This window comes from Bacillus sp. FJAT-49711, from assembly GCF_018343715.1.
GTDB lineage: Bacteria > Bacillota > Bacilli > Bacillales > Bacillaceae_C > Lederbergia.
In genome coordinates this window covers 139,022-165,209 of the sequence record NZ_JAGYPL010000002.1, presented here as the reverse complement: position 1 = coordinate 165,209, position 26,188 = coordinate 139,022, and the positions used below count along the sequence as shown (strand labels likewise).

At 35.2% G+C, this 26,188-nt stretch carries 24 protein-coding genes and 1 pseudogene; 17 read left to right on the top strand and 8 right to left on the bottom strand.

Annotated features, from left to right (window positions below; translation table 11 throughout):
• Nucleotides 1-17: 17 nt before the first annotated feature.
• The 3 genes from KHA96_RS08490 to KHA96_RS08480 all read right to left on the bottom strand — a co-directional run bounded on the left by KHA96_RS08490 (nucleotide 18) and on the right by KHA96_RS08480 (nucleotide 2,442).
• The gene (locus tag KHA96_RS08490; RefSeq protein WP_213128886.1) at nucleotides 18-437 is read right to left on the bottom strand and encodes a VOC family protein; all 420 of its coding nucleotides are present in this window, start codon (nucleotides 435-437) and stop codon (nucleotides 18-20) included.
• A gap of 332 nt (nucleotides 438-769) precedes the next feature.
• Complete coding sequence (locus tag KHA96_RS08485; RefSeq protein WP_213128885.1) at nucleotides 770-952, bottom strand: hypothetical protein; 183 nt, start codon at nucleotides 950-952, stop codon at nucleotides 770-772.
• Between the two features lie 11 nt (nucleotides 953-963).
• Complete coding sequence (locus tag KHA96_RS08480; RefSeq protein ID WP_213128884.1) at nucleotides 964-2,442, bottom strand: multicopper oxidase family protein; 1,479 nt, start codon at nucleotides 2,440-2,442, stop codon at nucleotides 964-966.
• A gap of 433 nt (nucleotides 2,443-2,875) precedes the next feature.
• Between KHA96_RS08480 and KHA96_RS08475 the strand changes: the two genes are divergently transcribed.
• From KHA96_RS08475 to KHA96_RS08440, 8 genes are all read left to right on the top strand, one after another.
• Nucleotides 2,876-3,487, top strand: coding sequence for an NADPH-dependent FMN reductase (locus KHA96_RS08475; RefSeq protein ID WP_213128883.1), 612 nt, complete (start codon nucleotides 2,876-2,878; stop codon nucleotides 3,485-3,487).
• A gap of 14 nt (nucleotides 3,488-3,501) precedes the next feature.
• Entirely contained in the window at nucleotides 3,502-4,698 is a 1,197-nt protein-coding gene (locus KHA96_RS08470; protein WP_213128882.1) for an NAD(P)H-dependent oxidoreductase, read from the top strand.
• Nucleotides 4,699-4,802: 104 nt separating this feature from the next.
• Nucleotides 4,803-5,732 (top strand): FAD:protein FMN transferase, encoded by a 930-nt coding sequence (locus KHA96_RS08465; RefSeq protein WP_249315412.1) that lies wholly within the window; start codon nucleotides 4,803-4,805, stop codon nucleotides 5,730-5,732.
• Nucleotides 5,733-6,074: 342 nt separating this feature from the next.
• On the top strand, nucleotides 6,075-7,019 hold the full coding sequence (locus tag KHA96_RS08460; RefSeq protein ID WP_213128880.1) for an aldo/keto reductase family protein: 945 nt from the start codon (nucleotides 6,075-6,077) through the stop codon (nucleotides 7,017-7,019).
• Between the two features lie 186 nt (nucleotides 7,020-7,205).
• Complete coding sequence (gene dacB, locus KHA96_RS08455) at nucleotides 7,206-8,810, top strand: D-alanyl-D-alanine carboxypeptidase/D-alanyl-D-alanine endopeptidase (protein ID WP_213128879.1); 1,605 nt, start codon at nucleotides 7,206-7,208, stop codon at nucleotides 8,808-8,810.
• Between the two features lie 70 nt (nucleotides 8,811-8,880).
• Nucleotides 8,881-9,147, top strand: coding sequence for an adhesin (locus tag KHA96_RS08450; protein WP_213128878.1), 267 nt, complete (start codon nucleotides 8,881-8,883; stop codon nucleotides 9,145-9,147).
• A 15-nt stretch (nucleotides 9,148-9,162) separates the two neighbouring features.
• On the top strand, nucleotides 9,163-9,504 hold the full coding sequence (locus KHA96_RS08445) for a rhodanese-like domain-containing protein (protein ID WP_213128877.1): 342 nt from the start codon (nucleotides 9,163-9,165) through the stop codon (nucleotides 9,502-9,504).
• 295 nt (nucleotides 9,505-9,799) lie between these two features.
• The gene (locus tag KHA96_RS08440; RefSeq protein WP_213128876.1) at nucleotides 9,800-10,009 is read left to right on the top strand and encodes a hypothetical protein; all 210 of its coding nucleotides are present in this window, start codon (nucleotides 9,800-9,802) and stop codon (nucleotides 10,007-10,009) included.
• Nucleotides 10,010-10,061: 52 nt separating this feature from the next.
• On the opposite strand, the gene KHA96_RS08435 is transcribed toward KHA96_RS08440, so the two are convergent.
• Nucleotides 10,062-10,253 carry a YwbE family protein gene (locus KHA96_RS08435; protein ID WP_213128875.1) on the bottom strand — a complete coding sequence of 64 codons (192 nt, stop codon included), beginning with the start codon at nucleotides 10,251-10,253 and terminating at the stop codon, nucleotides 10,062-10,064.
• Between the two features lie 144 nt (nucleotides 10,254-10,397).
• Here KHA96_RS08435 and KHA96_RS23490 point away from each other — a divergent pair, with 144 nt between their 5' ends.
• From KHA96_RS23490 to KHA96_RS08405, 7 genes and pseudogenes are all read left to right on the top strand, one after another.
• Nucleotides 10,398-10,532 (top strand): hypothetical protein, encoded by a 135-nt coding sequence (locus KHA96_RS23490; protein ID WP_481748225.1) that lies wholly within the window; start codon nucleotides 10,398-10,400, stop codon nucleotides 10,530-10,532.
• A gap of 434 nt (nucleotides 10,533-10,966) precedes the next feature.
• On the top strand, nucleotides 10,967-12,703 hold the full coding sequence (locus KHA96_RS08430) for a sensor histidine kinase (RefSeq protein ID WP_213128874.1): 1,737 nt from the start codon (nucleotides 10,967-10,969) through the stop codon (nucleotides 12,701-12,703).
• Nucleotides 12,704-14,302, top strand: coding sequence for a response regulator transcription factor (locus KHA96_RS08425; RefSeq protein ID WP_213128873.1), 1,599 nt, complete (start codon nucleotides 12,704-12,706; stop codon nucleotides 14,300-14,302).
• 180 nt (nucleotides 14,303-14,482) lie between these two features.
• Nucleotides 14,483-15,976 (top strand): ABC transporter substrate-binding protein, encoded by a 1,494-nt coding sequence (locus KHA96_RS08420; protein WP_213128872.1) that lies wholly within the window; start codon nucleotides 14,483-14,485, stop codon nucleotides 15,974-15,976.
• A gap of 235 nt (nucleotides 15,977-16,211) precedes the next feature.
• Nucleotides 16,212-17,080, top strand: a pseudogene (locus KHA96_RS08415) (ABC transporter permease).
• 18 nt (nucleotides 17,081-17,098) lie between these two features.
• Nucleotides 17,099-17,986: a carbohydrate ABC transporter permease gene (locus KHA96_RS08410; protein ID WP_213129879.1), complete on the top strand. Its 888-nt coding sequence runs from the start codon at nucleotides 17,099-17,101 to the stop codon at nucleotides 17,984-17,986.
• A gap of 59 nt (nucleotides 17,987-18,045) precedes the next feature.
• Nucleotides 18,046-18,906 carry a sugar phosphate isomerase/epimerase family protein gene (locus KHA96_RS08405; protein ID WP_213128871.1) on the top strand — a complete coding sequence of 287 codons (861 nt, stop codon included), beginning with the start codon at nucleotides 18,046-18,048 and terminating at the stop codon, nucleotides 18,904-18,906.
• 160 nt (nucleotides 18,907-19,066) lie between these two features.
• Here KHA96_RS08405 and KHA96_RS08400 read toward each other — a convergent pair whose 3' ends face one another.
• The 3 genes from KHA96_RS08400 to KHA96_RS08390 form a co-directional block, all read right to left on the bottom strand.
• Nucleotides 19,067-19,957, bottom strand: coding sequence for an HNH endonuclease (locus KHA96_RS08400; protein ID WP_213128870.1), 891 nt, complete (start codon nucleotides 19,955-19,957; stop codon nucleotides 19,067-19,069).
• An 8-nt stretch (nucleotides 19,958-19,965) separates the two neighbouring features.
• The gene (locus tag KHA96_RS08395; RefSeq protein WP_213128869.1) at nucleotides 19,966-20,295 is read right to left on the bottom strand and encodes a nucleoside triphosphate pyrophosphohydrolase; all 330 of its coding nucleotides are present in this window, start codon (nucleotides 20,293-20,295) and stop codon (nucleotides 19,966-19,968) included.
• A 178-nt stretch (nucleotides 20,296-20,473) separates the two neighbouring features.
• Nucleotides 20,474-20,719, bottom strand: a complete 246-nt coding sequence (locus KHA96_RS08390; RefSeq protein WP_213128868.1) for a hypothetical protein — start codon at nucleotides 20,717-20,719, stop codon at nucleotides 20,474-20,476.
• Between the two features lie 232 nt (nucleotides 20,720-20,951).
• Here KHA96_RS08390 and dcm point away from each other — a divergent pair, with 232 nt between their 5' ends.
• Both dcm and KHA96_RS08380 read left to right on the top strand, forming a co-directional pair.
• Complete coding sequence (dcm, locus tag KHA96_RS08385; RefSeq protein ID WP_213128867.1) at nucleotides 20,952-22,235, top strand: DNA (cytosine-5-)-methyltransferase; 1,284 nt, start codon at nucleotides 20,952-20,954, stop codon at nucleotides 22,233-22,235.
• A gap of 62 nt (nucleotides 22,236-22,297) precedes the next feature.
• The gene (locus KHA96_RS08380; RefSeq protein ID WP_213128866.1) at nucleotides 22,298-23,524 is read left to right on the top strand and encodes a type II restriction endonuclease; all 1,227 of its coding nucleotides are present in this window, start codon (nucleotides 22,298-22,300) and stop codon (nucleotides 23,522-23,524) included.
• Nucleotides 23,525-23,788: 264 nt separating this feature from the next.
• Here KHA96_RS08380 and KHA96_RS08375 read toward each other — a convergent pair whose 3' ends face one another.
• Entirely contained in the window at nucleotides 23,789-25,741 is a 1,953-nt protein-coding gene (locus KHA96_RS08375) for a hypothetical protein (protein WP_213128865.1), read from the bottom strand.
• Nucleotides 25,742-26,188 lie beyond the last annotated feature (447 nt).

Sequence of the window (26,188 nt, the reverse complement as noted above, 5' to 3'; positions counted from 1 at the left end):
GGTTCTCCTCCTTTTATTTACTCAGCTGTTTTCATATGCGGAGAGTCTGGATGATATTGTACAAATTCCACCGCATTTCCATCAGGGTCATGTATCCATATGTTTGTATTGAAGTCTTTACCTTGCGATGGAGTAATTCCTTTCAAATATCCGCTATCATTTATACGGTTAGCCATTTTTTGTATATTATCAACTTCAAAGCAAAAGTGGTGGTAACCTATTAAATCTGAGGAATAATTAGTCTTTGGATCAATCTCTCCATTATAGAAAAGTTCTATGAATTGGCCCTCACTTATTTTCAAATACACAATCCAAGGGTACCCATCATCATCATGGATCTCAAAAGCTTTTTCCAGCCCCGCTACATTGCAGTAGAAATTTAGAGATTTTTCCATATTTGAAACTTTAATTGCATTATGCGCTATTCCTTTTATCATTCTTCCCTCTCCCTTCTATCTTTCAAATATTTTTTTACAATAAAACCTTCGTTATAAACGCGCGTTTATATTAAATAAAAAAATAAAAACTTTCTATAAACACGCGTTTATTTCATTGCAAAAAAAATTTAACTCCATTTTATAGCGCTTTCATTTCTTAGAATTGAGTTTACCATGCACTATTGGGCCCGTCAACATAAAATTATTATTTTTTTATAAGGATTTAGAAAATTTCATTTATAACACAACTAAAATAGGAATCTCCTCAAGATAAGTATTTCTTTAATTCATGTGGTGGAAGCCCACTTTTTAGATTTCTATTATCTTATTCATTATTTGATTCCTTTTAATACACTTGCAGAAATATTTATCCGTATCACTTCTGGTTGAATTCCCATTAAAGGGTTAGAAGCTTGTGAGGGATATCTTCCGTCATGTATAACATAAAAACAAGCAAGAACATAGTCAATTGCATGTTCTTGCCTCCAAAGTAAAATACTTTTCACTGTAATCATTCAGACTTCGATCAATGATGACTATCATGTTCATCTTCATTTTCCCCTTTAGGAAGTATTGTCGGCACTTCCTCTTCTGTCCCAGGTTCAACGAGTAGAAATTGGCCCATCATGCCGTCATCTTCATGGCGCAATAAATGGCAGTGATACATTAATGGAAAATCAGGGTCAGCATAATTTGCGAATTCCACGGCGATTCTTACCTTTGACCCATTAGGGATGAATACGGTATCCTTTCTTCCCCTTTCATACTCTTGGGGTTCCTTATCATTGACGCTTAAAACTCTGAATGCTGCATTATGGATATGAAAGTTATGAGAGTAGCCAAAGTTATTGATCTCCCATATTTCCGTCGTACCGGCTGGAATAACCTCGTCAATTCGATACATATCCATATATTGATCATTAATCTTGTTTTCCATTGTTAATTTAAATAGTCGAACTCTAGCATTCTCTGGAGCTTCGATTGCTGGAACAGTTGAAAGCTGTCCATCTATTGGTGATGATTCTGTCAATTCAGGAGCTGCTTTTATTTTTAACAAATCAAATTCGCCATTATCAATACCCGCATATCCATTAAAACTATGAAGAATCGTTTCCTCTCCAGGCCCAAATTCAACAACTATTTCTGCACGTTCACCTGGACTTAACATTACACGATCCATAGTCATCGGCTCTTGTAAAAGCCCCGCATCATTTGCGACAAGCTTAAAATTCCGACCATCGGCAAACCCAAAATGATAGGCTCTTGCATTTGAGCCATTGAGCAAACGAAAACGAACTTGGCTTGCTGTCACTTTAAGATATGGGTCGTATGTTCCATTGATTAGGATTTCATCACCAAGTGTCCCAAATATCCCCTCTTTATCCTCTGATAACTGACCATCATCCGTAAATATTTTATCTTGAACGATGAGTGGAATATCGTCTACACCATAATTGTTCGGAAGCTTTTTCGAGTCCTCATCGTCGATAATGAACATGCCCGCAAGTCCTCGATATACATGCTCCGCTGTTTTCCCATGTAAGTGAGGATGGTACCAAACCGTTGCAGACGGTTGGTCAATAGTCCAATGTGGTGACCACGTCTTTCCTGCATCAATCATTTGGTGTGGTCCTCCATCCATAACAGCTGGCAGCTTCATACCGTGCCAATGTAAAGTGGATGACTCACCCAATTGATTTACAACATCAAAAGAAACCTTGTCACCCCGAGAAGCTCTGATCGTTGGTCCTAAATAAGTACCATTAATACCCGATGTGTCTGTCATTTTACCTGGCAATAACTCTGTCTTTCCTGTTTGCATCGTTAATGTAAAATGCTTTGAACCATCCGATTCTATAGTGGGCTCCACTAGTGGTGGAATTTTTAATGGCTGATTAAACTCTAACTTACCCACATTCGTTAAGATTTCCTCTTTTCCGCAGCCTGCCACGCTTATAACGAGCAGTGAAATGAATAGTCCAGAATATATATGAAGTGATTTCAATCTTTTCTTTACTTCCCTTCTTACTCAATGGTAATTAATAATTTTCATCGCTATAGACTATTGTACTACCATTTCTTCATCATCCATTTGCATTTCACATTTCGTCATAAAATTGGCACACAATATTTACGAGAATGACCTATAAGTTGCTTTTTAGTTCCTAAAACCGCCTTGTGGAATGCTTGTCTATACTAAAATACCCGTTCGTAATCTTACTGGCTTTTTATAGTTTAAAGTTAACTGACAAGGGAAATAAACACTGTAGATTGTGTTATAAAGGGGTGAAATCGCTTAAACTTTACCTTACGCGGCAAATTAGAATGTTTGTGAGACTTCATATTGATGAAAAAAAAGGAAATATAAATATAACAATTAAATTTTGAAGAAAGAAGCAAATTAACATAAATACATATTAATGAAAGGGAGCAATTAGATGATGAACTTTATAGGTATAGTAGGAACGAACTCAGACAGCTCTACGAATCGTAAGCTGCTGCAATTCATTCAAAAGCATTTTGCAAATAAAGCCAACATTGAAATTTGTGAAATCAAAAATTTGCCCGCTTTTAATAAGCCAAAAGACCAGAAAGCGCCAGATGAAGTTCAAACCCTTGCCGATAAAATTTCTGCGGCGGATGGCGTGATCATCAGCACCCCAGAATACAACCATTCACTGCCTGCAATATTAAAAAGTACATTGGAATGGTTGTCCTATACTTCTCAGCCACTTATTGATAAACCCGTCATGATTACTGGTGCTTCTTACGGAAGATTAGGTTCTTCCCGAGCACAGACTCATTTGCGTCAAATCTTGGACTCCCCTGAATTGAAAGCGCGCATTATGCCAAGTTCTGAGTTCTTACTAGGCTATTCCTTACAAGCCTTTGACGAAGATGGCCATTTAAATGATCAAAATAAAATAAATCAGCTTGAAGACATTTTTGATGATTTTATCCATTTTGTAAATATTACTAATCAACTGGTCCATGCGAATCCTTCTCAGAAGAAAAAAGAACAACATTTTTCATGGGAAGAAACTAATTAAGGAGGTACATATATATGAAAATCGTTGGGATAGGCGGATCAAATGCTGATTTTTCATATAATCATTTGCTGCTAAATTTCATCGCTAAACAATTTAAACCGTTAGTTGATGTTGAAATTTTAGATATAAAAAACATTCCAATGTTTAATCAGAGTAATGATCAGACGAATAGTGAACCCATTCAATATTTAAATAAAAAAATCTCTGAAGCAGATGGCGTCATCATCGCCACACCTGAATATAACCATTCCATCCCATCTGCATTACAAAGCGTCATTGAATGGCTATCATTTAAAATACACCCGCTTGATGGGAAACCTGTCATGATTGTAGGGGCTTCCTATGATGTTCAAGGATCCTCTCGCGCCCAGCTGCACTTACGGCAAATATTAGATGCACCTGGTGTAAATGCTGTTGTTATGCCCGGCAATGAGTTTCTATTAGGAGAAGTGCATAAAGCATTTGACGAAGATCATAATTTAAAGGATGGAAAAACTGCTGAATTCCTTGAATTGTCCATTAAGAAATTCATTCGCTTTATCAACGTTGTTAATATTCTGCAATCACCTGAAGGCATGAAAGATGTATCCATTACAGAGGATTTATTTGCTACCGGGTCAATTGAAACAACGATCAAAGATGTGGACATGTCAGCAGATGACTGGGTTGAACAAGCTTCAGAAGCGACCGGCGCAGTTGAAGGCGATGCTTACGTTAAGCTAAATCGTGGTGTTTTAACCGTTAACCAACTAGATTACTTTCTACATTCCATGCCTATGGAATTAACTTATGCAGATAGCAATAATCAATTCTTGTACTATAACCATAAGCTTGATCCCGAGGATATGTTTGCACCTCGTCGCCCACATCAAGTAGGTAGTCCGTTAGGAGAATGTCACCCAGAAAGAACGTACAGCGGCGTTTCTTGGGTCATCCAGCAATTGCGTAATGGCAAGGAAGATATAGTGCGAGTTCATGTACCAACACACGGACCAGATAAATTTGTCGTCCATAGCTACAAGGCCATACGTGATCCAGATAATAATTATGTTGGCATCAACGAATATGTACAAGATATTAAACCCATTATTGATTGGTATTTACAACAAACAGGACAACAGTTAACAGGCAGCGACAGCGTTGATGCGGTATCTGGAGCAACGACTAAAGTAGATACAGTATCTGGAGCAACGGTTAAAGATGACATATAATCACTAAAAAAGAGGCCCCAGTGGCCTTCTTTTTTCGAATATATTATATACATTTTAATCCTTAAGAAAGTGTGATCATAATGATGCAAAGCCGCGAAATACATATGATGGGAACGGTTATTCAATTGGCGATCCAGCATGAGTATGCAAATTGGATTTTGGATGAAGTAATAATGAAATTGAAGGAATACGAAAAACGCTTCAGCGCTCATGATCCTCAATCAGAATTAATGGAAGTTAACAATCTTGCAGGAATAAGGCCAGTGAAAGTAAATTCGAGTTTGTATGATCTAATTAAAATTGGAAAGAAACATAGCACTCCTGCCGATAGCTCACTCAATATTACAATCGGCCCTCTCGTTAAAGCTTGGCGGATTGGCTTTAAAGATGCCCAGGTCCCTTCACAAAAGGATATTCAATCCTTGCTTGAAAAAACGAGGCCGAGCGATATCATTCTAGATGACGAGGAGCAAACGGTTTTTTTAAAAAATACCGGCATGTTCATTGATTTAGGCGCTTTAGCAAAAGGATTTATCGCTGATCTTCTGATTGATGATTTAAAATCCATGAATGTATCAGCAGGGCTCATTAATTTAGGCGGAAATGTGATGGCATATGGATACTCTCCAAATCAAAATGATGGTTACTGGCGAATAGGAATTCAACACCCCTTCCTTCCACGTGGAAATTACATCGCCGTTGTAAAGGGGTTAAATCAGTCTATAGTGACATCTGGAATTTACGAAAGAAAATTCACTGCTAACAACCAAACATATCATCACATTTTGGATCGTCATACAGGTTATCCAATTGAGACAGAAGTTGCAGGTTTAACGATCGTATCAAAAAAGTCAGTCGATGGAGAAATATGGACTGGCCGCTTATTCGGACAGTCGCCTCATGAAATAATGGATGTGTTAGACCAATTAAAAGATGTGTCAGGAATTGTCGTGACTAAAGATGGAGAGGTTTATTATTCAGAATCGCTTAGTCCGCATATAGAAATGAGTAATCAATCTAAGTCCTTCGCATAGTAAGGGAAAAGCTATCAATTAAATGGACGATCAAATCTAAAACGACAAAATATCATTTACTCCATATTGAAAATATAGCGGAAGTTCCTGATTTTACAGGTACGAGGGGAAAATTGGTTTCGAGGATAAATGATATACCTTAAAATAGCTTAAACCTCACTTCCTCTATATAATGATTTTTTGAATTTAGAAAGACCAAGTCATTATGTAAATTTGGTCTTTTCTAAAGTATGATAAATATAGTTGAGTAAGTGACCCCTCCTTAACAATCCTTGCGTAATTTATGATTTGTTACTACATGATGGGTACAAAATACTCAGAAAGAGGAAAGGAGTTAACGAAATGAAATATCGCAGACTAGGACGTTCAGGTTTAAAAGTAAGTGAAATCAGTTTAGGCAGTTGGCTTACCTATGGTAAATCAGTTGAGGATAATACAGCTGAAAAGACAATCCATAAAGCGTATGATCTAGGAATAAACTTTTTTGATTCCGCCAACGTGTATGAGCGTGGTGAAGCTGAAAAAGTAATGGGGAAGGCGCTGAAGGAATATCCGCGTGAATCTTACGTGATTACGACGAAAGCGTTTGGACCGATGGGAGATGGACCAAATGACCGCGGTCTTTCCCGTAAACACATTTTCGAGCAAGTACATAACAGCCTCAAACGGTTAGATTTAGATTATGTCGATGTCTTTTATTGCCACAGATACGATAAAGAAACTCCCGTTGATGAAACATTGCGCGTTATTGACGATCTCATTCGCCAAGGAAAAATCCTCTATGCTGGAGTCAGTGAGTGGAGCGCCGCCCAAATTGAAGAAGCAGTTGGGATTGCAGATAAATATTTACTCGATCGCATCGTTGTGAATCAGCCGCTCTATAATATGTTGAGTCGCAATATTGAAAAGGAAGTCATTCCTGTTTCTGAAAAATACGGTATTTCCCAAGTTGTCTATTCACCGCTCGGTCAAGGAATGTTGACTGGAAAATATAAAAGTGGCAGTGTTCCCGAAAATAGCCGAGCTGCCAATGATGAAATCAATTCTTCTGTTACTAATTATTTTAGCGAAACCAATTTTGCTAAAGTTGAAAAATTAGCAGCCATCGCAAAAGAAATCGACACGCCCCTTCCTGCCTTAGCCCTTGCCTGGGTATTGAGACAGCCCAATGTTGCAAGCGCACTTGTAGGAGCAAGTCGTCCAGAACAAATTGAAGCAAATGTTGAGGGTGCGAAGTTGGAGCTTTCAGCGGATGTAGTTGAAAAAATAGAAAACATTTTAGCATAAGTGGTTGAAGCTCCTAACTCTGGGCAGAGTTAGGAGCCTTTTTATATGAACATCTTTTTGTTATTGCTTGATGCAGATTTAATTCAAAGAGAATTTAGATGATACTAAGTAATTCTTTGCAGACTTTGGTATTATATTTATCAAAAGATATCTTATAGGAAAAAATACATATAATAGGGGTTCAATATGGCAGGATATTCTTCTAAATACAAAATCGCTTTGAAAATCAGCATCTTAATGGCTGTCCTTCTTTTAATGCCCGGAACTCAATCCTTGGCAAAGTCAAACACTTCAGTAGGCATAAATAAGCTGCCTACATTACGGCTTATCACATTGAATGAGAAAAGATTGGCGATTACTGCAGTTGTATTGCCTGAAGAAGTAAACGAGTCCAAATCGCTATCAAAGAAAATTGAAGAAATTTTACAAAATCCCCGTCTTAATGGTGCGGTCACGGGTGTTAGTATTAGAAATGCAAGTGATGGGGATCTAATTTATTCGAACTTCGGTGATACAAAGTTACGTCCTGCTTCTAATTTGAAAATGATAACGGCCGCTGTTGCCTTGGAGACGCTTGGACCTCGGTATCAATTTAAAACAGAAGTATTAACGGATGGAAAAGTGAAGAATCGGGTGCTAGATGGAAGTGTATACTTGAAAGGAAAAGGGGACCCGACCTTAAGAAAGGCAGACTTCGATCAATTTGCTCGTGAGCTAAAGGACAAAGGCATCGACCAAATCGATGGTGATTTAATTGGAGACGATAGTTGGTATGACGATGTGCGCCATTCACAAGGATTGAATGTGTCGAACGAAAATAGTTATTACGGTGCACAAATATCAGCTCTTACCTTATCACCGAACGATGACTTTGATGCAGGAACAATCCTTATCGAAGTCGAAGCTGGGGTTAAAAATGGCGCTCGCCCAAATGTGATTTTAAAACCAGAGACGGATTATTTAAAAATCATAAATAAAGCGAAGACCGGAAATACGGGAGAAACGAATACGCTGACTATTGATCGGGTACATGGTACAAACCAAATCATCATTGAAGGAACGATTCCTCTTGAAGGAAAAAGCGTGGGTGAGATCCTTTCTGTATGGGAGCCGACTGGCTATGCATTGGATGTTTTTAAAAAGTCATTAGAAGAGCAAGGAATTAAATTAAGGGATGCCGTCGATATGAAGGTAGACGAAACACCTGAAGGCGCGCAAATATTAACTTCCAAAAAATCAATGACATTGGAAGAGTTATTATTGCCTTTTTTGAAATTAAGCAATAATATCCACGGTGAAACACTTGTAAAAGAAATGGGTAAAGTGATTTATGGAGAAGGCAGTTGGGATGTTGGCCTAAAAGTAGTCGGTGAAACGATTGCAAAATTCGGCGTGGATCGGAATAATGTAAAAATTGAAGATGGCTCAGGCTTATCTCATAGCAATTTGATTCCTCCGAATGAACTGACAAAGATGTTATATGAAATTCAGAAAAAAGAGTGGTTTCCCATTTTCAAAAAGGCTCAGCCAGCTGTCGGAGAATATGGTCGCTTTGGCAGCGGAACTCTAGGCTATCGAATGGCTGAGAGCGCAGCAAACGGAAAAGTGCACGCAAAAACGGGATCATTAGACGGGGTAAGTACTCTGTCAGGATACGTCACAACAGAAAATGGTAAAAAACTTATTTTTTCCATCATGATGAATAACTTTATAAGAGGGTCGATGTCTGAGATTCAAGATCAAATTGTGACAGTGTTGGCGGAACATCGGTTTGATGATAGTGGGATATGAGGATATGCATGATAAGTGGGAATCATCAAATGGAGTAGTTGTATTGTAGATGTTTTGGGAGGAGAAAATAATGTACATAACGGATGATGCAAAGCAATTATTGAAAAGATCAGGAGTAGTAGGAATTCGTTTATATACGGTTCCAAGTGCCAGTGCTGGACCCCAAATTGCTTTAGCAATAGATGAGCCACATGAATTTGACCGCATTCAAAAGATAAAAGGGATTCAAGTCGCGTTTGATCCAAGCGTAACAGGCACCGAAATCTTGACATTGGATAAAGAGGAAAATGAAAACGGCGTTGGATTAGTTTTAACTAGCCCAGGAAGTTATTCTTGAAAGGAGAATGGCAGCATGAATATAAAGAAGATTACACCCGGGGAATTATTTCAAAAAACGAATGCACACGAAAAGGTAATCCTTTTAGACGTAAGAGCTGAGGAAAAGTATCATGATTATCATATAGATGGCCCCAATATCGATAGCTACAATATACATAAAGAAGATATTCTCAATCTTGAAGAAGCTGAAAATCTGGCTAATGAGTCCTTACCAAAAGACAAAGAAATCATCGTGACATGTACAACTGGAAATTCCGCCACAAAATGTGCGAACGTTCTATCTGCGCGCAACTACAATGTTACTGTTTTGGAAGGCGGCATCACAGCATGGAAGGAATATGTAAAAACAAAATAAGAAAAAATGGTCGTACAGGCAAGTGTGCACGTGTTAGAGTAATCACTTCGCTAAAATTTTTTACCTGTATGTAAGTTAAAATCCAATGTATGAAAAAAATAGCCTATAGAATAGACCTTTAGGGGAAGTCTACCTATAGGTTATCTTTTATAATTAATATGACTTCATTTTTTGCAACCAGGTAATGCGATCTGTTTAATTATGTGCAAGCTCATGCTATAATGAGGAACTTAGGATTATTGCTATTAAATGGATCCCAAAATCGTCTAGCGATAAAATATGGAGGAGTAAAAGAATGAATAAACGATGGACAATCAGTAAAATTAAAGAATTTGTTGAGAACAATTCGGATAGTAAACTGCTAACGACGGAATACCACGGTTTTTCTCAAAAGTTATTATTTAAATGTGCATGTGGCAACAATTTTGAAAAAACATTTACGAAATTTAAAAATAGCCACCAACGAAAATGCGACGTGTGCCAACCGCCAAAACCGTCACGCTAAACATATATAGATCATATTTCGTTCTATTTAAATCAAATATAGTTTCTAACCCCTAGTATACTCTCTTAACTCTCCCTACTTGACCATCCTGTAGACGGACTTTGATGCCATGGGGGTGTGTAGCTGATTTTGTTAAAATATCTTTAACAATACCTTGAGTTAACTTGCCAGTTGATTGATCTATTTTCAATACAATATCCACTGTTTGTCCTACTTGGATATTCAATCTATTTTTGTTCTTCATATTGACAATCTCCTTTATTTGAATGGCGTTTCCACGTTTTTTATTTTTACACCTACATAAGAATGGTTAAAGGTATGTAATATCATCATAACCTAAAATGGTTTGCGACCATAAGAATGTACCACTTCCTCATTTCATTTACTAATGATTGCCACCCAATTTACCACTATCAGAATAAGTGCTTCTGGTTCAAAAATAGAGATTTCCGATAGAATCGAAACATTTCTTCAAACAGGCGAGATAAAAGACCTATCAGAAAATGAAAACCACAAATACTAAGTCTTGATACAATCATTACTAAAAAAATCATCATTGTAGCCAAGATGCAAGAGCTCTTTTGAAGACAGTTATCCCGAAACTTCATTAAAAACAATGTTAGTAGGACTTACGTGAAGTTGTAAGCGCTTGGGATGAGGAATAAGAACGCAAGAAAGACCCCTCTGCACTACAATTTGAATATAATCTATTCATTTATGACTTTTTTACAGTCTCGGAAAATCAAAGGGAAATCGTGTAAAAGCCATGCAATCTTGGATAAAATCATGAAAATCCCTGGAGGCAATAAATATGAATCAAATAATTAGCCTTCTGACCCTAATGTCACAGTCTTCATCTCTTGTTCATATTTAGGAATCCAGAATATATGATAATTTGGTATCATATTACAGGAACCATCTTATTTCTAAATACTAGATAGAGTGTAGGTGACATCCATGATTCGGACATCAACATTTTGGAACTCTCTCATTGTAAAGTTATTTTTCAGCATTTGTCTCATTCTCGTTCCACTTATCGTCATTTTAATCATTAATAATTATTACTCTGTTGGTGTCATAAGGAATCAGGTAGAGCAATCAAATAAAAAAATGTTGAATCTGCATATGAATGAAATTGACAAGCAATTGGAAAACACGGGGAACTTTGTATATCAACTATCAAATCACGTGGATATTTTATCCTTACAAAAAAAGGAAGATGTAGATTACAATGATGTCGTCAAAGCAAAACTAAGACTATACCAAACCATTTCCAAACAAGCGAATTTTTATATGCCGGTAGATTCACTTTTCATCTATACTGCCGGTTATGATGAAATGATTTATACGCAAAAATTTGGCAATAGCTATACGGAAAGAATGGAAACGGCAAATGAAATAAAAAATGTATTACAAAAGAATGGAAAGGAACTGCCGGATGGTAAATGGACCCTTTGGAAAGGGGTTCACCACTATTATTTACTTTATATTATTAATAATGAAGATGTTTTTACTGGAGCATGGATGAATATTGATAATTTAATTACCCCTCTAAAACACATTAAATTTGGTGAATTAGGCAGAACCGTGATTACTACCTCCAACTTTCTTCCGATTACCCATAATAAGTTTCTTCAATCAGAAGACATTGACTTAAAGAAACAATTTGAGTCGTACTTAATTAAAGGGAAAAGTGATCAGTTTATTGTCATGAATGAGCCATCCATAAATGGAGATTTCAACATTGTTGCTTTAATACCTGAACAAGCTATTTTACAAGATTTGCCGTTTATTCAACGGATTTCGATATATATTACGATAGGATCTATTCTATTTTTGCTACTTTTTGTTATATTGATGAGAAATATATTTTTAAAACCAATCCTTCAAATTGTCCAAGCGATGAAAAAGTTGCGCAATGGCGATTTGAATATTCGCCTGTCTAAGGTTAAAAGTTCAACAGAATTTGAAATGATGAATGAATCGTTCAACCAAATGATTTCAGATATTCATCATTTGAAAATTGACGTATATGAAAAGAAAATCAATTTACAAAGGGCAGAATTAAAACATCTTCAGTTACAAATTAATCCTCATTTTTTCCTAAACTCCTTGAATATTATTTATAATTTAGCAACAGTGAAAGACTATTCTTTAATCCAACAGATGTCTCAATCTTTAGCTAATTATTTTCGTTTTATGTTCAAGAGTAATTCATATTTTGTCAGTTTGGAAGATGAACTAAAACATACACAAAATTATTTAAACATCCAGCAATTACGATTTCCTGATGCTTTTACATTTCATTTCGATGTTGACTCACAGTGGAATAAAGTAAAAATACCTCCACTTATTATTCAATCACTTGTTGAAAATATCATTAAACACGGACTTAATTTGGACGATACAATGGAAATTCTCATAAAAGTATGGCAAAACAATTCAAAGGATGATTTTATTTTCATTCAAGTAGATGATACAGGAGAAGGGTTTTCGGAGGATATTTTATCTAGGTTAAATAAGGACGAACCTATTATTACAGAAAATGGGGAGCGTATTGGCATATGGAATATAAAAAAGAGATTGGAATTACTATATGGGAAAGACAAGACGAATATTGAATTTGCAAATCAAGTAGGAGCGTCGGTAAAAATAAAACTTCCATTAAGTACAAAGGACGTAGGGGATGAATAAATGACAAACATGAATGTACTTATTGTCGATGACGAAGTTCATGCGGTTAGAGGAATCTTGGCAGGTGTTGATTGGGAAGCGCTCGAAGTTGTTTCTGTATATACGGCACATAATAAAAAACAGGCGAAGTCTATATTTGAACAACATCATATCGATTTATTATTAAGTGATATCGATATGCCAAAAGGGTCAGGAATCGAACTATTATCATGGGTACGGGAACATCATCCTTACACGGAGGCCATATTCATTTCTTGTCACTCTGAATTTACGTTTGCAAAACAGGCAGTCAAATTGAAAAGCTTAAATTATTTGTTAAAGCCCATTGACTATAAAGAATTGGAAGAAGAGATAAAAGAGGCGTTTCGTAAAATCCAAGAGAATCGGAATCTAAATCATCTAGAAGAGTCATTTTTACATCTGCAGGAAGTGCATCGTTCCAATCAGAAAGAAACGTTTTGGAGAAATTTGATTGACGAAATGATTTCTTCTTCAGAAAAGGAAATTAACTATTATCTCGGTAAATATGAAATGAAATTTGACATAAATGCAGGGTTTCTCCCTATTCTTGCGCATATACAATATACACATAATGAGGAGCTTTTACATCGAAATGAAATAAAAATAAAAGCCTCACAATATGTTCAAACAGAAATAATGAAAATAGAACCCAATGTAACTATGATACAGTTATCACAAAGTCACTTACTATTTATTTCTGAAAAACTAGTTGACCATAACCAAATTGTTAATCATTGTGAACAAATTATTACACAATGCAGACAATCACTATATATGGATGTTTGTTTTTACATAGGGGAACAATCCCCATTAAACAACATGGTCTCGGTTGTTCACGAGTTAAAGAAAATGGATAAAAATAATGTCTTACATACAAATAAAACATTTACAATAGGCCACCACAATAGTAGCTATTTTACACCTAATTTACCAAAATCAACTTGGATTGAATTAATGAAAAATGGTTCCAAAGATAAGATTCTTGATGAAATTCAACAATTTATTACATCATGGAAAATAGCCGACATGAATGTCACACGAAATTCTCTTCATGTGTTCTATCAAGATTTTTTGCAAATTATTTTCTATCTCTTGCAAGCAAAAGGATTGGAAGCAAATAAAGTTTTTTCAAACAAAGTGTTGCTAAATGAACTAGAAAACATAGGAACGATAGATGACTTCAAGGAATGGATCCTGTTCTTAACGACATTAACGATGGAACAAATTCATCCGAATGAAGATAGCTATTCCGTAGTTGACAAAGTTAAAGAATTTATTAATGAAAATATCAGTATCCACAAATTAACGAGGGATGACATTGCCAATCACGTCTATTTAAATCCCGATTATTTAACAAGGATATTCAAAAAACAAACAGGAGTATCTATATCAACATATATGCAACATGTAAGAATGGAAAAGGCAAAACAACTGCTTACACAAACGGAACTGCCAATAAGTACGATAGGGCTAGAATGCGGTTATACAAATTTCTCTTATTTCTCAACCTTATTTAAAAATTACACCCATCTAAATCCAATGGAATTTCGAAGAACATTTATGAATCAAGAATCATGATTAAACATGTGCGCTGCAATTTCTGTAGAGGCGCATTTTTTTGTGCAGCAGTTTTCGCTTGGTTTTGTTTAAAAGTCTGAAAAACAAAAATGATATGTCGGATTATGAAAAGTATATTGTTAGAAAGTTCGTTATAGTTAATCAAGAGAAAAAAATATATAAAAATAGGGGGAATTTGAAATGTCAAAACATTTAAAATCAATGAAAACATTGCTGATGATACTGATTGTATCCTTATTGGTTATTTCAGGATGTGGATCAAAAAAAGATGGAAATACAGCGGGTTCCAATGGGAAAGATGCAACACCATATGAATTGACGATGGCCTATATTGCATCTTCTAATGTTGATGATATTAAAAATGTTCAAGAAGAAATCAATAAAATTACAAAAGAAAAAATTAATGTCAATGTAACATTATTACCTATTGGTGGTGGTGCATGGACACAGCAAACAAACCTTATGTTGACAGGTACAGAAAAACTAGATCTAATTGTATCCTCATCGTTCTATAACTATAGTACACAAGCCGCTAAAGGACAGCTTCTTCCGTTGGATGAGCTATTAGAGTCACATGGAAAAGGCGTCTTAGAAACTATGCCAGAACATATGATTAATGCAACAAAAATTGATGGAAAAATCTATGGCGTTCCAAGTGTGAGAGACTGGGCATCAGATCATGGATTTATTATGAGAAAAGATTTAGTTGAAAAATATAACATTGATTTATCAAAAGTAAAAACAATTGAAGATATGGGCGAAATTTTCAAAACAATCAAAGAAAATGAACCAACGATAGATCCAATTGTTAACACAGGTACATTACTTTCCGTTGCTGAAACATATATATATCCGTTTTTTGACCGTTTAGGTGATAATATTGGTGTTTTGGAAATGAAAGAAGATAACTGGAAAGTTGAAAACCTATTTGAAAGTCCGATATACAAAGATGCCGTAAATCTAGCAAGAGAATGGTATAAAGCTGGTTACATTATGAAAGATGCTGCGACTTCTGATGAAGTTGGTTATAACATTGTAAAGTCTGGTAAAGGATTTGGATATTTCACGAATATGAAGCCAGGACTGGAAACTCAAGAAACAATCCGTTCAGGTCATGAAATGGTGGCGGTAAGGGTAACAGAGCCATACCAATTTACCTCTTCCGCAACAAGTTTTATGATGTCACTTGCAAGAAATAGTGAAAACCCTGAAAAAGCAATGGAATTTATGAATCTTTTATATACTGATGCAGATATTATGAACTTATTAACATTAGGTATTGAAGGTAAGCACTACACAATTGATGACGAAGGGTTTGCTGTACAGCCAGAAGGTGAAAGCAATTATGTATTTAATCAGTGGTTAATTGGTAACAACTTCCTTACTCATGTTTGGAAAGGGAATGAAAAAGATTACTGGAAGCAACTTTCTGAATTTAATGGAAGCGCAAAAGCATCTCCTGCTTTCGGATTTAGCTTTGACGTTACACCTGTAAAAACAGAGATTGCTGCAACTGCAAACGTACTGGAACAATACCGAGCAGGATTGGAAACTGGAACACTCGATCCTGAAAAGACATTACCAGAGTTTATTAAGAAATTAAAAAGCGCCGGTTCAGATAAAATTATGGAAGAAAAGCAAAAGCAACTTGATGAGTGGAGAAAGAAGAATTAATCGTTGAATATAAACCATAGTAAATAACTATATAGATAAATCGTAAGTAGAGAACTGTTTTAAGTTCTCTATTTACGTGGTTCAATTTAAATCTTATTTAGGGTTTTATTCCATTTTGAAGAGGTGATATATAATGGAACACGTTTCAGCAATTAAACCTAAAAGAAAAGTAGAATCAAAGGGAAAATCATCAAATAAAAAAGCGAAGTTTTTAAGATTTCTTCCTTTATTTATCATGATGTTACCAGGATTAATCTATCTACTAATCAATAATTATCTACCTATGTTTGGATTAATTATTGCGTTTAAGGATGTCAATTATGCTACTGGTATTTTTGCCAGTGATTGGGTTGGATTTGAAAACTTCAAATATCTTTTGGCACAAGAGATGCATTCATTATTACTCGTAATACGATTTTATATAATGGTCTATTTATTGTGTTAAATACAGTTTTTGCTGTAGCAGCTGCCATTTTGTTAAATGAAATTAAAAATAAATTTGCGGCTCGTTTTTATCAAAGTGCGATCTTATTGCCTTTTTTGATTTCAATGGTAATTGTTAGTTATTTAGCCAATGCATTTTTAAGCACTGATGTAGGCTTTTTCAATAATACAATTTTACCAATGTTGGGCAAAGAGGAAATATCATGGTACACCGAGGCTTCGCTATGGCCATACATATTAACATTCGTTAGTACTTGGAAGGGCATTGGCTTTTTATGTGTCATTTATTTAGCAGCCATTGTTGGAATTGATGGAGAGCTCTATGAGGCGGCTACATTGGATGGTGCAAATAAGTGGCAACAAATACGCTTCATCACCATACCGCTCATTATGCCCATTATTATTATGATGACATTACTTGCGATCGGTAAAATTTTCTACTCCGATTTTGGATTGTTTTTCCAAGTGCCGATGAATTCAGGGGCATTATATGATACAACAAATGTTATCGATACGTATGTGTATCGTGGTCTGATACAGCTTGGGGATATCGGGATGTCTGCTGCGGCTGGACTTTATCAATCTATCGTAGGTTTTGTGCTTGTTCTATTATCCAACTGGGCAGTTCGAGTAAGAGATAAGGATAGTGCATTATTTTAGAGAAAAGGTGATTTGAAAATGGTAACATCAGACCGTATAACTCAAACCGTATCACATATTTTCCTGGCTCTTCTTGCCATTCTTAGTATCATACCATTCATTATCTTAATATCTTCTTCGTTAACGTCCGAAGAATTCATTTTAAGAGAAGGGTATAATTTTATCCCTGCTGAGTTTAGTCTTTCAGCATATGAATATTTAATAAAAAATTCTGGCAGCATTCTTAAAGCATACGGAATCACTGTTTTTGTTACAGTCGTAGGAACTATTGCAAGCTTAGCTATTACCGCCATGCTTGCATACTCACTTTCAAGAAGGGATTTGCCGTATCGGAATATCCTAGCATTTTTCGTATTCTTTACATTACTGTTTAACGGGGGGCTAGTACCAACCTATTTGGTATACACTCAAATTTTTGATGTGAAAAATACAATATGGGCACTTATTGTTCCAGGATTGTTAGTGAATGGATTTAATGTTTTACTCATGAGGTCCTTTTTTATGACATCTATTCCTGAGCCTGTTATCGAATCAGCGAGAATGGATGGTGCAGGAGAATTTAGGACATTTTATTCCATCGTTTTACCACTATCCTTACCCATCCTTGCAACAATCGGTTTATTGCAAACCATTGTCTATTGGAATGACTGGTTTAATGGGTTAATTTATATCACGGATAAAGAAATGTTCAGCATCCAGAATATGTTAAATAGAATGCTTAGTGATATTCAATTCTTAGCGGAAGGCACTTTAGGTACAAATGCAAGTGAAGCTGCATCGCAAATTCCGAGTACATCTGTACGAATGGCGATAGCGGTTGTTGGTGTGCTGCCTATCATTGTTGCTTATCCTTTCTTCCAAAAGTATCTTGTCAAAGGCATTGCATTAGGTGCAGTTAAAGGGTAATCATCTAAAGTCACGATTACCTGTGTTCATAAAAGATTAAATATTGGGGGTAAAGTAAAATGGCTGTAGAATTTGGATTGCAATTGTTTTCTGTTAGAGATGAAATGAATAAAGATTTCATAGGAACATTAGAAAAAATAGCTTCAATCGGATATAAAAATCTAGAATTATTCTTTCATGGAGATGATCTTTCCTCAACGATTGGAGGATTGACACCTGAAGAGTTAAAAAGAGAACTAGATCGACTTGCTTTAAAGGCTGTTTCTTCTCATATAACAGAGGAGCATTTGGAAGCTGGAAAAATAGACAAGGTATTGAAATATGCTAAGGTGATTGGAATTCAATCACTCGTTGTGGCGATTGCCTATTTTAAAAATGAAGAAGAGGTAGTAGCTTTTTCGAAAAAGTTAAATGAAGCTGGAGCTTTACTTGCGAAAAATGGGTTGCAGCTATATTACCATAATCATTATCATGAGTTTCAAACATTTGATGGTGAATATGTATTAGACATTATGCTAGAAAATACGGATAAAGAATTAGTGAAAATAGAGTTTGATACATATTGGGCTCTTAGAGGTGGAATAAACCCAGTGACCTATCTAGAAAAAATAGGCGAAAGATGTGACCTTATCCACCAAAAAGATCTATCGGCGAACGTCGATGTGATTAACGTATTCGAGAAGTTAGAAAAGGATACCGTTCTAAACAGAGAATCCATGATGAAAATACGTAATATTGACGACTTTACGGAAGCTGGACAAGGGATCATGGATATTCCCGCGATTGTAGAAACTTTTAAGAACAATGCCAATTCAAAATATCTTTTTATTGAACAGGATTGGACAAAGAAAAATCAATTGGAAAGCGTAGAAATTAGCTATGAGTATATTTCCAAGTTATTTCATGATCAAGTAAATTAAAGGTTACGTGAAAAGTGGTGTAAGGGACTACTAATATCCTTTACACCATTTTTATTTGGAGATCGAATTAGAATTTCCTTTTGCTTCACAAATCCCTGATATTCTTTTGAAATTTTACTAAAACCTAACATTATCCTTTAGATGTCATGCCTTTATCTATCTACCTAGGTGCCCACAAAGTATCAAACCCATTTTCGATGGAATAATTATAAAGTAAAATAACCTTTTTATCTTTGTAGTTTTCCATCAGTTGTGTTGATTCATTTGGCATATGATAAAGTTGCTCATTTCGGTCGATAATAATATCCAAATATGGACGTCGCGGTACCTTATCACTTTTCGCTAAATTACATGTTCGACATGCTAAAACCAAATTCCATATTTGATCGGATTGGACGAAAGACCATGGTATGAAATGATCGACATGAATATTCCCCTTTCGCTCCGATAAACTCTTTCCACAGTAAAAGCATTTATTTTCATTCAATTCTTCAATCATCACAGCCATATGATAGTTTACGAGATTAACTAGTAAACGTTGATACCTTAACATAAATTGATGAACAACTGGGTGAAGTCTAAAAACTTCTAATTTGTGATCGAATGCATAAAACTGGCCTTTAGTATCTCCATAAAGAGCCCCAAAAACATTTTCTTTCATGACACTTTTCATGGAAGAAACTAATTTCAATTGTAAGGTTTCTTGAATCTTGTCGAAGCTAAACTCACTTGAAATAACATGTTTCTGTTGAAATTCCTGAATAACGGTAACAGCTCGGGCACTTTTCGGTCCCCTATTTTGCTTTACTAAATTGTGATGAACAACTAAATTCCAATATATTTTTGCAAAAGAGTAGGCAAGCTGATTATAGGTCAACCCATACTGATCATTGATCTGATATAAGTTTTCAATGATCGACTTCATTAAAACATACTTATAAGTGGAAGATTTTGCAGATTTACTGGACAATACTACTGTGAAAACTCTCCATATCTCTTCATCTGTCATATATTGTTCATTAAGTTCTCCAACTTTTAGCTTATGACTCATGATGCACCTCAATCAAAATCTTCAACTTCTATTAAAAACACCCTATCCTCAAAAGCTCCACGGTCTTCAGCTTTTCTTTTGCGAATCGCTTCAACTTCTTCCATAGAGCTGCTATGCAATTTAACTAAACCATTCATAATTTCAAGCAGATCAGCTAATTCTTCCAACGCTGCTTCATTTGTTTCAGCATTAAGGTATTCATCCAATTCTTCTTTTGCTTTTATTCTTAATTCATCGAAGTAATTTTTTTCTGTTAATATAGAAACCTTTGCTCTTTTACCATTTTCCTTAATGATATAAGGAATCCTATCTCGAACAAGTTTGTTGTATATTGGCATAAGCTTTTTCACCTCGCTTTTTTATACCACAGTGGGGTCACCAAAATCCGGCAACTCTACTTTAACCATATATTATTATCATACAGCGAATTTAATAGACTAGCGGAAATAGCTAGTAAAACCTAACCCCCCCTATATCACCCCATCCTTAATAGAATGATGGATAAAGTAACATTCCTTAGTATTTTTTCACCACCACATTCTCATTTTCAGCTATTTTATAAATAAACTCTACAGCAAAATCATCGGAGATACTTTCAATGCTGTAAATTAAAATAATATCAATACCTTTCAGTTTTTCTGACAAAGTATACAAACCGTCCCAAGAATCCTTATAATCAAAAACCGCTTCAACTAGCTGCCATTGCATCGACTTAATATACGTATGTATTTCCTTAAGTCTATCATCAATTTTTTCTGACATCTGACCATAAATAATCACTTTTTTGATACTAATCCCCCCTCACATTCCTTATTATATAGATGCTCATTATTCTTAAAGTATACTGTATTATTACAGTAAGTAATCAACTGCTAGGTTCTATATTGGCGAAAGTCATCTCATTATAATCAAGTCTTGACGAAGGTACGTTCGGTTTGTTATGATTATGTCAAAATCATTCCCAGCGGAAACTATTTATGAAAGAGGTGAGGACATGCAAGAAAATAAAACCAATCAGTTTTCACTTCTTAGGGAAAGAACAGGCTTTTCTGTAAAAGAGACTGCCCAATTTTTTAATAAGAGCGAAAGAACTATCTATCGTTGGGAAAATGGAGAAAGTGAGCCTAATTTAAAAGCACTTAATACACTTCAAATCATTGCTGATTCAAAGAGTAATGACTATATAGTAAAAACGCCTAATTTTAATTTTATTGATCTATTTGCTGGTATAGGTGGACTACGACGTGCATTTGAAGCTATTGGTGGAAAATGTGTATTTACTAGTGAATGGGACGCGTATTGTAGAAAAACGTACCAAGCAAACTTCGAGTGTGATCATGATGTGAATGGAGATATTAGGGACGTAGATTTATATAGTATGCCCGATTTTGATTTATTACTGGCCGGATTTCCTTGTCAGCCTTTTTCAATCGCAGGGGTATCAAAGAAAAGATCACTTGGCAGACCAGATGGCTTTAGAGACAATACCCAAGGTACACTTTTTTTTGACGTGGCCCAAATGATAGAATACCATCGTCCAAAGGCATTTTTACTAGAGAATGTTAAAAACTTGCTAACGCACGATAAAGGTAGAACATTTAATGTAATCATGCGAACGTTACAAGATGAACTTGGTTATAATGTTGATTATAAAGTCATTAATGCCAAAGGATGGGTTCCTCAAAATAGGGAACGTATTTTCATCGTTGGATTCAAGGAAGATGTAGGGTTTTCCTTTGAAAACTTCTCACCGAAAGATCCTTTAACCGGGCCAAAGTTAAAATCCATTTTACACCCAGAGGATGGTAGTGAAAAACCTGAATTTCCATTTACCGATGAATCAGGTAGGGTGAATGAAAAATACACACTAAGCGATAAACTTTGGAGTTATTTACAAGGCTACGCTGAAAAACATAGATTAAAAGGGAACGGTTTTGGATATGGGCTAAATGGTCAAGAAGATGTAGCTCGAACTCTCTCTGCAAGATATTATAAAGATGGGTCAGAAATATTAATTAGACAAAGTGATAAAAACCCACGAAGACTTACTCCAAGAGAATGTGCAAGATTAATGGGTTTCGATCAAGAAGGTAGAGATCTTTTTAAAATTCCAGTGTCCGACACACAAGCATACAAGCAATTCGGGAATTCAGTAGTTGTTCCAGTAGTAGAAGCAATTGCCCGACATATGCTCCCTTATATTCTTGACGCTGAGAATGACAAATCTTTGGTTAGAAATGAACAACTTGATATTTTCAAAATGATAGAACATGCCTAATAATATTTCATATTAGGCTTTTCTCTTAGCAAATTAAAAAAATATCTTAAGGATGCTGAAATATGAAAAAAGGATTTCTTTCCCAATACTTCGAAGGGATAGCAATAAAAAGACTTAGTTCAGTTGAAGTTGACATCCGAAGGTCCAATCAGCATGAATTTAATGGAAGCGTACCACTTCGAAATTTATTAGGTAATAACCGATTAAGCGATTACCCGGTCACGTTCATATGGCTTGGAGACGAAAATGAAGGTATTTCGGAAGAAGGATACGTAACTTGGTACGACGCGAGGGAAAAACACCCATCACGAACAGAATGGCGATTGTATTTCAAGAGTAATTCAGTTATTGATTTGTCCCAAGAAGGCGATTTATTATTGGTAGCAAAAAGACCCGACAATCAGGTATATATTATAGTAATAAAAGCAGACTCTACTTTTGAAAACCAATTATTATGGCTTTTTGGCATAAATGATGAAATAAATTTTCAATTTAATTTCCAGCCAATTGAGAATGGGCATAATCCCAAAGTAGATTTCGCTGTACGCTACATATTAGAGGAATTGGGAATTCAAATACAAGAACCAGACTCTGTTTTTCTAGACACCTTGATTGAGCCTTACATCGATAAAGGATTTCCATCTACAAAAGAGTTCTCTGCCCTTGCTCGGAGATCAGTTGATGAGAGTTATCCGGTAGAACAACCTGATTTAACTTTGGTTAAATGGATAGAACAAGAGGAAAAGTTGTTTAAAAGACTTGAGCGCCATATTGTCAGCGATATGCTTAAACAAGGTTTCCATCATTCCGGTTTAACTGATGTTGATGGATTTATTAAATTTTCATTGAGTGTACATAATCGAAGAAAGTCACGGGTTGGTTATGCCTTAGAAAATCATCTACAGGAAATTTTTAAACGAAATGGTATTAAACACTCAAGGGGTACTGTTACAGAAAATAAATCGAAGCCCGATTTTCTATTTCCGGATATTATGTATTATAAAGATCCATCTTTTCCAGTAAGTAAGTTAACGATGCTGGGTGTAAAATCGACATGTAAGGATAGATGGAGACAAGTACTAGCCGAAGCTTCGAAAATTGATATTAAGCACCTTTTTACTTTGGAACCTGGAATTACTGAAAACCAAACCTCGGAAATGCAGTCTAGCAATCTTAGATTAATTTTACCTCAACCTCTACATGAAACCTATAGTTCATCCCAACAGACTTGGCTAATGAATCTGGATGAATTTATTCACCTTGTAAGAGAGCGTCAAATTGGTTACTAGTAAGGGGCAATGGAGGCCCCTTCAATTATGTGCTATTGCTATGGATCGAGTAAATAAGCCCCTCTCTGTATGCTCTGTGTCATTAGATTGTGGGCTTACTCCTCTCGGAACTGTGCGAGCGGAAACTACCGCACACAGCTCCTCTTACCATCATTCACATGATATAACTAATCTCATCACTAAGGTCGTAAATGATTACCTTCACCTTTAGTCTAGGTAGGGAGTATTTCTTCATGAACAGAATGAACTTATCAGCTAAAAGCTTTATTCAGATTGCTCATTTTGCTTAATCATATCGTACAAACAAAAATCCTCATTAACCTTTAGGACAATTAAAATAAATAACTTCAATATCACTAAATAATTATCTTGATGAGTTGCTTCGTCAATATTAGGACGGCTTCCTAAAGTCCCATGTGCGTACCTATTTCTTAGCTTTGGTCCGTTTTGGAACCTAGAATTATTCAAATAATAATTAAAATAATCCTGTTCAGGCTTCGAAAATAATGATGAGCTAAAATATATTAAACCCTCATGATCCATTAAATCTAATTCATCTCTTATTTGAGGATGCCTTCTATAATAACTAATAACTTCATTATAATAGAGTTCATATAATACCTTAATTCGCCTCTCATTAATCCAACTAATTAATCCTTGGGTATCTATTTTTATATATCCAAGCTCACAAAGATGATCAAGCCTTAATTGTTGATGTTTATGAAATTCAGAATAAGTAATGTTGTTTTTTATCATTAATTCAAAAAAGTTGCGACTATCTTTCTCAGGTTTACCCAAGTAACCTAACCCAGATTGGTCCGAAAACAAGTAATAAAAAGCTCCATTTAATACTTCTTTCGAATACACATATTTTTTCTTAATCAAACTTGGTATTTGCTCATAAAGTAAACCACTTGACGAAACTTCTAAAAGCTCATGATTGATAAAACTGTATTCTACATAGCTTTTAAATTGAGATAAAATATACTCCATTTCTGGTAATATGTCTCTACATTTTTCTCTATATGATGTACCTTCGGATGGTAATACCGCATAATAATTTTCCACTTTAAATTCTTGGTTTAAATAAATAGTAAAAAACCATTCTATTACCTTTTCTAGATTAATATCTTGTTCTTTAAGAAACATATAATAAGCAACGGTCATTAATTTAGCTAAAATTCCCTTGGCTTGAAATGCTGCACCCTTTGGATAATCGTTTTTTGATTTTAGCCCTAAAACACCTTCGAATGCACTTATTTCAGAAGGATGACTAACAAATGTAATTCGTCCATCACCATCAATAAATCCAAATATCCAAATAAAGTTTTGCATAATTGTTGCATAGTCTAGATTATCTTCTAACCAAGTTTTATCGAATGTTATGGACGATTCCATTCCTTCTAATTTTGCTATAACAGGTTCAGACAAGTCTTTTTGAAATACAATTTCATATCCAAATGCCATTCCACTATTGCCTTTAAAATACATTTTTTCTTGTTCTTCGCTACGTTTTTTTGCCTTCCACTTAAGTTCATCAGATACAGAAAGTTCTTTAGTATTATGATTACTCACAATTAATCTCAAATAGTTTAAATTATTTTCTTCTGTGTCTATATAAGAGTCTATTAAGTTATTTACCTCTACCTTAGTTAAAGATTTAGGAAAATATAATTTTTTAGATATCGCATTCCCTTTATCAACCACAAATTTTTCAAAAAATAACTCCGCATTTATGGGATTGTTAAGTAACGCCTCTTTAACTACTGTTTCATAATAATCAACTAAATATTGGTAATGACATACTTGTTGAATGGAAAGAATATTCTTTTCTAACAGTCTGTTGAATACTTCCTCACCAATACGATTGTATAATTTATATCTGCAAAAAAGCATTAAGAAATCCTCTATATAATTCCAATGAATGTCTTTAACATTCTTTTCTATGTTTTTAACATTAAACTCTGCAAAATAACAACTTAAGTCCTTTTTTATTCGCTTACATTTTTCATTTAAGTGAATTTTATATTTTTCGGTCCAATCTTGAAAATATACTTTATTATCTAGGTAAAGGGTACAATTAAATAGCTCCAAAGCTACATTAATATCTTCGATAACTTTTGATTCATAACTATCAATGATCACTTCTGCCTTTTTTAATAAATGCCCTGTTGCTAAATCTTCAGGGCTATAGAATTTTACCCGATTTATTTTCATTTCCCCCTAACATCATCTACTGATTGGTATGTTGAATAAACCATAACATTCTGGAGCAATTCACCTTCCCAACCATTTGCTACCACCCCGTTTTTTTAATATAGATTATTGCGAAACACTGAGCCACAGCGAAGCTGCTTGCCATTGACTATAACGCTCGATTCTTTGCATTCACTGGAAGGGGACGTGGCCACACCAGTGAATGCAAAGAATCGATTTGTCCGTGTTATCATATTTGAGCAGGTGTGACTCTTGGGCATTATTTATGCAACGCCCTCGATAATTCCACTACACGGACAAAAGTTATAGTGAATGGTGGCGGACTACTAAATATGCACTCCCTTAAGAGTGCATAGCGTTCTTTTGATAGCGGCTCTCTTGCCCGCATTCGCTGGCTCTATCGTCCGCAAACACTGGCTCAAAACTTCACACTGCTGGCTCATTCTG